This window comes from Adonisia turfae CCMR0081, from assembly GCF_011009555.1.
Taxonomy (GTDB): domain Bacteria; phylum Cyanobacteriota; class Cyanobacteriia; order Phormidesmidales; family Phormidesmidaceae; genus Leptothoe; species Leptothoe turfae.
Genome location: NZ_QXHD01000004.1, coordinates 2742664 through 2750852 on the forward strand (window position 1 = coordinate 2742664; position 8189 = coordinate 2750852).

5 protein-coding genes are annotated in these 8189 nt (G+C 49.4%); 1 reads left to right on the forward strand and 4 read right to left on the reverse strand.

Annotated elements, in window-relative coordinates:
• A partial coding sequence (locus DXZ20_RS16050; protein WP_250565785.1) for a caspase family protein occupies positions 1–2221 on the forward strand: 2221 nt, incomplete at its 5' end.
• A gap of 415 nt (positions 2222–2636) precedes the next feature.
• Here DXZ20_RS16050 and DXZ20_RS16055 read toward each other — a convergent pair.
• The 4 genes from DXZ20_RS16055 to DXZ20_RS16070 all read right to left on the reverse strand — a co-directional run.
• Complete coding sequence (locus DXZ20_RS16055) at positions 2637–3341, reverse strand: hypothetical protein (RefSeq protein WP_163699245.1); 705 nt, start codon at positions 3339–3341, stop codon at positions 2637–2639.
• A 126-nt stretch (positions 3342–3467) separates the two neighbouring features.
• A complete protein-coding gene (locus DXZ20_RS16060; protein WP_163699247.1) occupies positions 3468–6299 on the reverse strand; it encodes a DUF4912 domain-containing protein in 2832 nt (943 codons plus the stop codon).
• 78 nt (positions 6300–6377) lie between these two features.
• Positions 6378–6758, reverse strand: a complete 381-nt coding sequence (locus tag DXZ20_RS16065; protein ID WP_163659483.1) for a hypothetical protein — start codon at positions 6756–6758, stop codon at positions 6378–6380.
• Between the two features lie 54 nt (positions 6759–6812).
• The coding region (locus DXZ20_RS16070; protein WP_250565786.1) for a tetratricopeptide repeat protein at positions 6813–8189 on the reverse strand (1377 nt) is incomplete at its 5' end.

Consider the following 8189-nt stretch of genomic DNA (forward strand, 5'->3'; position numbering starts at 1 on the left):
GGCTACCTTAGCCACCATGGGGTTAAGTCAGCTGGACTTTCTGACCCAGGCAGAGAGGTATGGTCAAGCGCTGGGGCAGAGCACCCCCCGCAAGCTGGCAATGTTGGTGGGCATCAATGACTATCCGTTTGCGTCGGGTAATTTACGGGGCTGTTTGACCGATGTTGAGCTGCAGTATGAGCTACTGGTCAATCGCTTTGGCTTTAATCCCAGGGATATTGTGCGGGTAACGTCTGGGGGGGCATTATTGCCCACCCGTGAGACTATTTTACGGGTCTTTAAAGAACATTTAATCGATCAGGCTCAACCGGGCGATGTGGTGGTTTTCCATTATTCTGGCCATGGTTCACGGGTTAGCGATCGCAATCCGCTTGATCCTGATACCCCCTTAATTGGCACCCTGGTACCGATGGATGCCAGCCAAGATGGCCAGATGGTAAATCACATCACCAGTCGCACGTTATTTTTGTTAATGGAGGCCATCCGCACCGACAATTTAACAATAGTTTTAGATAGTTGTTATTCCGGTGGTGGCTTTCGGGGAAATACCTTGGTGCGTGCGGCTCCCATGGGTGCCAATTTAGATGGGAAAGACCTGATAGCTAATGACGCGGAGTACGCTTACCAGCAAGCGTTAATGGCAGAATTGGAGCTGTCATTTGATGAGTTTCAACGACGACGTCATCAAGGCATTGCCAAAGGTATTGCCCTCGGTTCAGCTAGTCGTAATGAGACGGCTTTAGACATGGCCTTTAATGGCTTTTATGCTGGAGCATTTACCTATTTGCTGACCCGATATCTGTGGCAATTGCCCAGCAGCACTCCGGCGTCGGTGGTACAGGCCAATCTGATTCGCAGTACTGCCGCTGCTGCCCGTCAGCAAGACCATGGTCAGGTGCCTCAATTTGAAGCTGCCCCTGGCAGTGGCAATGAACGCAAACCGCTATATTTTGTAGGTCCCGTATCTCCAACCGCAGAAGCCGTTATCACTAACATTACCCGCACGTCTGCAGGCAATCAGGTGGAGTTCTGGCTGGGGGGGGTCTCACCGCAATACTTAGAGACACCGGGAGATAACGCCATATTTACGGTGCTTGACAATGGTGTACCCGTTGGAGAGATTGTTCAGGCATCACGCACGGGGCTGCTGGCTAACGGCAAACCCATGGGAGATATGGCCTTGCAACCGGGGATGTTGCTGCGTGAAAAATTAGTGGGCTTACCCTCTAACCCGGTGCTTAAAATTGGTGTAGATCGGTCTTTAGGGAATGAAGTGAGTGCCACTGTCTCTGCTTTAAACCAGGCGCTACTCTCCCAAACCAATATCAGCCGCATCAAGGCACAGGCGGTAAATGACGCAACGGCCTTTGATTTTTTAATTGGCCGCATGACAGATGCTGATGCTCAACAACTGCGGCAGGAGTTGGGCAGTGGAGTTGAGATTCCGCCTGTGGGTGCGATCGCTCTATTGCGCCCATCTAATTTAGAACCGGTGCCAGCCTCCTATGGTCGGGTGAACGAGACGGCAACAGCAGCGGTGAGCCGATTAAAACCCATGCTCAAGCGATTGCTGGCTAACATTATTCTGAAGTCCCTGGCGTCCACATCCTCAGGGCTAGACGTCAGCGGAGAGATTTTTACAGTCAGTGGCAATGGTCCCTCTTTACCGATTGTTGCGCGAAGCGGTTCGCGTAATGCCTTGACCCGTATTCAGCCGTTTAGGGCTAACGAAGAACTAAAAATTCGGATGGAGAACCGACATTATAACCAGGCGTTGTTTCTTAGCTGTATTGCCATTAGCAGCGCAGGTGAAATGACAGTTGTGTATCCGGTTGACTGGAATGCACCAGATGATGCAGCTCGCATTGATCCCAACAGTGCGTTAGAGATTCCCCGCCCTGAGGATCGCGTTCGGTTTCAAGTGAGTGGGGCAGGCTATGTGGAATTGTTGACATTGGTCAGCACACGCTCACTGCGCAATGCCTTAAGGGGGTTACAATCCATCGCTCGGGGGCGGGGCACAAGCCGTGGCTATGTATCGATGGATGCGGATGAGAGTTTAGATGTGATCACCGAACTGCTCGGGGATATTAACAGCATGTCTCGTGGCGGTGACGCCAGACTGTTTGCAGAGAGTTTAGATGAAGAAACAACAGCGGTAGACAATGGGACAATTGCTGCTTTTTCAACAATTATTGAGGTAACTGACGATATTAGTTAATAATATGGACCAGTGCGCCAGCATAAACACCCAAAGATGAGGGGATATTACACGAGTTCCTGATGGATAGTGCCCGTTATCGAAGGGCATCCACAAGGGAGTGCCCCTAAGGGATTGTCCATTTTTAATTGGGCTTAATAAATTCGGATTTGGTATTATTCACTATCCGAAGTAATGACTTTAATGGTCAGCTTACGTGGAGATTCTTCATTCTCTTCAGATTGTTGTTGGGGTGGAGACAACATCATCCGGCTCCACATCACTAGCACAGTACTAAACACGAAGATTGGTAACATGAGAAGTATGGTGGTTGAAGGACTATTGGGCTTTCCAAAAACTTTTCGACGGACGACCTATGACCTGTTATAGAAAATGCCGCCCTGCATGGCTGATACCGTTTTGAGTTTTGTTATTGTCAACTGACTTTCATGCCAGCTATGTGTGACACATCGTATAGTTTGTTGAGTTGCTCTATGACTTGTTTGGCCTGAGGTTGTTGGCCCATCGCATTTAAATACCACAGTGCATCCAGGTAGTATTCGATGGCGATATCTGGATGATGGGTCATTTCGGCAATATTAGCGATTTCACAGAGAATCGTTGCCATGCGACCCTGAGTAGCGCTATCCGGTGCTTCCAAAGACCCATAGGCTTCTAATGATGCCCTAAAGGATGCCAGGGCAAAGAGATAATACCGTTGAGCGTGATAGATTTTACCCATCATCCCCAGAACAATTGCAGCGCAATACTGCCCCTGCTGATGATCAATATCCGCAAGAATGTCACTGAGTTGTAAACCCCGATCAAGCACGTGAAGCGCTATTTGGTGCTTATATTGATGGCTGTGGCGCAGGCCTAAACGGCAGAGTCGTAGAATTTCGATCTTTAAGCGCACAGGCAGTGACGGATTGGATGTTGCTGTTGGAGAGGCGTCTAGTTCGGCATCTAGTTCACAGTTAAGTTGGTTGAGGCGCTCAGTTACCTGGGTCACTGCCATCTCGTCATGATCCCGTTGAAAGGCTTCGATTGCATTGAGGTAATCGAGGCAGGCCTGATCCAAATTCCCGAACTGAATATGCAAATAACCCAGGGTTTGATGGTAGCGACCGTCTAAATACATGGGGTAGATGTCCTATCGAGAGTCACATCTATGTATTATTCTGGTGCGCCCCAGGTTATACAGATCTCGCAGATCCCATTTAGGCTTTGTCAGCATTACATTACAATGCTCCGGCAAAATCCATGGCTAGTTGTCTTTCAAAATCAGCAAAGTTAGCTGATGGCTGTCTATTTTTGGAGTAGTATCCAGGAAAAATGCGCATACAGTAGATGGTTCAAGCACATTTAAGGTCAAGCTATCGTTGTAGCCATTGAGGGTACTCCAGGTTGAAGCCGCTTCTACGTTAGTTTTTTGATTGATAAAACGTCCGCCATAGAGCCAGAGAATAACGCTAGGTTCTCCAACCCTAGGGCTATTTATGTTTTGCGGATCAAGGGTGAGAATGTAACAACCCGGTGTTAGGGGAATACGATTGGCTGTAGATTGAAGCGCTGATATTTGGTTTTCGTCAAACGTATAGGTATGCTCCTGGCTATCAACGGTTAAGCGTTGGTGACAGGTTTTAGCCTTACTAAAAGGAGCAATGGGGACTTCAGCATTATGGCCTCCGTTTGTCTGATTTGGGCTAGACGAAAAGACGGGGGCAACGGGGGGAATAGCTTGGGAGATCGGGGGTTCCGCTAACGCTTCTGGCTGGGGTGTGGCCACTGGTGAGCGAGCGACATGGATATCGACATCCGGTTCACTGACATCGGGTTCACTGGCATCCGGTTCACTGACATCGGGTTCACTGGCATCCGGTTCAATGTCCTGATCTGAGGCCTCTTGCATTATTGCCCCGGCGACTAAGCCAGCAGCGGCAGCTCCAGCCCCGAGACCTGCTAAGGGTAAGGGGCTGGCATCGGCACTGATATCATCGTGCTCAGATGTTAACGTTGGTTCTTCTGGTGCTGGTGCAATCACCTCCGGGACTGGCTCCGGGACCGGCTCCGGGGCTGGCTCAGGCTGGGGGGGACAGGGAACGCGGGTATGGAGTGAGCGACCCAGGGAAATCCATTGATTGTTAGCGTCTTCGTAGCCGAGTTCTGCCAGGTAGTCGCGATCGCACTTCTCCACTGGCAGCAGCATTGAGGCTCCATCACCGTCAAAAACACCCTCAGTGACCGAATGACTATCAACACTGTGGGGGGCTTGATGATCTAGGTCAATACCCGTAGCGTCGTAGATTTTCACTTGAGGAGCATAGGCCTCATTAGTCAATAATGCCCTCTGTTGCTCTTCTGCCATGGACCAACGAACCGAGACCGCTTCGGAGGACTCTGACTCAATGGACAACCACTCAATTGGAGCGATAACAGGCACTTCAGGCACTAACTCTTCTTGTTCAGCATTGGTATCTTGCACTAAGGCAGCAGCTCCAAGGCCGGCCAAAGCTGCTGCCCCCAGACCTGCCGTCGTCAGAGAACTGAGGTCTGCGCCATCATCCATTGCCTTTGTTGTTTCCGACGCATCAGGCATTGCAGATGATGCTACATCGGTTTGATTAAGTGCATGAGGAGCAACAGATTCCCCGACACCTTCAGCATTTACAACAGAATCCGATGCTATGGTTGGGACTTCAGCATCAGGCACTGCGTTGATGCTGCCGGGTATTTCCGGCCCTTGATCCGGCAGATCTGCCAAATGGGTCAGTTCAGGAGTTACGTCAGGAGCCTCAATGGCTTCATTATGGATATTCGATTCTGAACCATCAGGAACTACGATATCGGTATCGTCTATTTCTGAGTCAGGATCTGTTGCTCGATCTTCAACTGGATGAGTAAGAGCCGCTGCTCCCAAGCCTGCACCTGCTAGGCCAGCCAGGTTAATGTCTGACTCAACAGGTTCATTGCCCGGCTCTGTGGCTGGCTCTGGTGTTGGTGATTTAGCGAATGACGGATCGGATGATGAGGGCAGTGGCTCTTGAAAAACTGGTGCTTCATCTGTTACGTCAGGGGGTGGGAGCGGTGTTTCTGAAGGTAATGGATCTGGCAGCGAGGGTTCAGCATTGTCCCAGTCTCGCAGGGCGTGGTCAGATACTTCAGGTTGTTGCTGATCTCGGCGGAGCCAAAATAGAAGAGGTAATCCTAAAAGGGGCAGAGCCAACCACCCCCAAGGGAAAGGCCTGATGGCTCTCTCAGGCGTGACGTCACTATCTGGGGAAGGAATCAAAGCAATGTCGTCTGATGAGCTATTGGTCGCAGGCCCTTGTACTGTGTCTTGTACTGTGGGTTCTTCTGCCTCCGCTGGTTCTAGATCTTCTGGCTTGATCGTTTCCGTAGGCTCTCCTGACTCTGGGGTAGATGTTTCGGTAACACGACCCTCAAATGCACTATCCTCTGGTGCACGATTCTCTGGTGCACTCTCCTCTGGAGGTGCACTCTCCTCTGGAGGTGAGCTGGGCTCAACTAACGTAACTGCCTCCTCAACAGTGTCTTGATTAGCCGGGTCTTCAACAAAATCCAGGAAGGGTCTCGCTGCATCAGAGGGTGTAGGGCCATCGTATACATAGGCTAGATCACCATCCCCAATAGGAACGGACACCAATCCTTTTTCGATTTCTTCTTCCGTTAGAGGCCGATCAACAATGGCCAAGTCAATATCACCAGATTGCACGGCATCTAACGCGTCCTGAGTCTCACGGGAGGAAATCTCGACATTAGAGCCAGGTACCTGTGCCAAAAATTCTGTTCCCAAAGCCGTATTTAACGGATCGATGTTTCTGGCACTACTGATGTGAACTAAAGGAAGCTCAGGAACATCTGAGGCCCTAGCTGTTTTCGATGGCTTATCGGGAATATAAGCTCCCCAGTCCGATGCCCATGCAGGCCTGCCCATCTCCATTGGCAACCCCATTGACAACGCTGACATTGAGACAACAGTCAGCGTCATTAGAACAGGGCGTCTGAAGTTCACAGCCCTATGGGCATCATCGCTATGGCGATACGGTATATGCCGGGATTTTTGGGGAGCAACCATGGGCCTAATAGGAGAATATGATGCGGATTTTATTATTTGAGACTTTAAATTTCGTAAAATTTCGTAGCAGTTTCAGCTCTATCTATCTTTCAGAATGGAGAGTGTGATCTCACCAGAATTATCTTGTTTATAAGTGTCAAAGAAAAGCCCACATAGGGTTGCTGTCTCTAACACATCTAAAGTGAGCGTATCATCGTAGCCATTGAGACTGCTCCAGGTGGCACCCACTTTCTTCCCAGTCTTTTTGTTGATCACGGTGCCCCCATAAACCCATAACATCACCCAAGGTTCAGGGGCAAACTGTTTCTGCTCAGCCCAATAGCTAAAAGCCCCCCGCTCAATCCGGATGACATAGGTGCCAGGCTCTAACTGAGTCGAGTTAGCCGTAGATTGAAGCGCATTTAAACGCTCTTGATCGAGTACATAACAATGTTCTTGACTATCAACAACTACGCGCATTTTTAAAGCATCCCTTGTGTAATAAAGAAGAGTGTAATGACTGGCTCGCTATAGCTAATTGGCCTCTAATATCGATAAGATAACTTGTCCAGAATTGTCATCTTTGTAGGTGTCCAAGAATAATGCACAGAGGTTTGTTCCTTCTAGTACCTCTAACTTTAGAGCATCGTCATAACCATTCAATGTGACCCAGGTTGCTCCTACCTCAACATTGGTTTTCCGATTGATAACTCGACCACCATAAATCCAGAGTATCACCCAGGGTTCAGGGTCAAAATCTGGGGCATTGGTCCAATAGCTGAAATTGCCTGACTTAATTCGAACAATGTAGCTGCCTGGAGCCAAGGGTGTGGTATTGCCCAATGATTGGAGCCGACTCATTTGGGCATGATCGAGGACATAGCAACCGCTCTGACTATCAATGGTTAGGCGGCGATAGATGCATTCTCGACAGCTTTGGTCAATGGTTTGAGTCAGAACATCATAGAAAGATCGATTAGATTGGTCATCGGTGAATGCTAATCCTCCGGTTGCTGTTGCGACTTGGTGATATTCGGCTACGGCGGCTGCGGTATTGCCTGGAGACTTTTGGGTGGACAAGTAGGTGTGAATGGTCGTGCCTGTATCCTTAGCGGTTTCAATAACAGGCTGAACCGTTGGTAACCCATCAGCCTGATTATCTGGACTCAGGCTTTCATGGCCCATGTAGAAAAGGGATTGGGCAGCTCCCGGTCGCCAGTCAAGATACCGGGTGAGGGTCGAAATAATATGGGCTGGAGATGGCTGACTATCTGTAACGCCTTGATTTTCTAAAGATATCCCTAAGTGATTCAAATAGTCAGAGGCACTTTGCTGAACAGGAGTTTCCTCCCATGGTTCATGGGTTCCCAGCCACGTAAGGCGTACATCAGCAGGACGGGCATTGGTTGTTGTTTCAATTGCCTCGTCCATTACCTGTCCCATGGCCATTACCTCTGCTTTCAGGGGTCCCTGAGTGTTTACCAGAATCACCATGTCTAGCAGCTGTGGGGGTGTAATAGGAGCCTGAATCTCTTCAATCTCTTCAGATAGCACATCTGGCTTGACAGGGCGAGGTGAGGGTCTAGCTGGTGTATCTGTGGGGGGAAACGTTAGAGGTATGTCAGATAGCGCCTGACCATAGGCATAATGCTGTTTTCCTTCTTCAGACCGACCTAGCAACATCAGCGCATCCCCTTTGCCAATCCAGGCCTGTGGTCGTGTTGGCTCATTTTCAAGGGCTTGATTAAAGTAGGCTAAAGCCGTTTCTAATTGGCCTTGCTTTACGTAAATTTGGCCTAAACCAATCAATGCCAACGCATTATTGGGAGAGAGTTCTAAGACTCTTCGAAAGTACGGCACTGCATCATTTAGCTGTCCTGAGTCTAGACAGGTGAGGCCTTTGTAGTAGAC

Bases quoted from the DNA above. Each gene is read 5' to 3' on its own strand.
- DXZ20_RS16055 (WP_163699245.1), bottom strand. From the start codon at position 3,341: ATGTATTTAGACGGTCGCTACCATCAAACCCTGGGTTATTTGCATATT.
- DXZ20_RS16060 (WP_163699247.1), bottom strand. From the start codon at position 6,299: ATGGTTGCTCCCCAAAAATCCCGGCATATACCGTATCGCCATAGCGAT.
- DXZ20_RS16065 (WP_163659483.1), bottom strand. From the start codon at position 6,758: ATGCGCGTAGTTGTTGATAGTCAAGAACATTGTTATGTACTCGATCAA.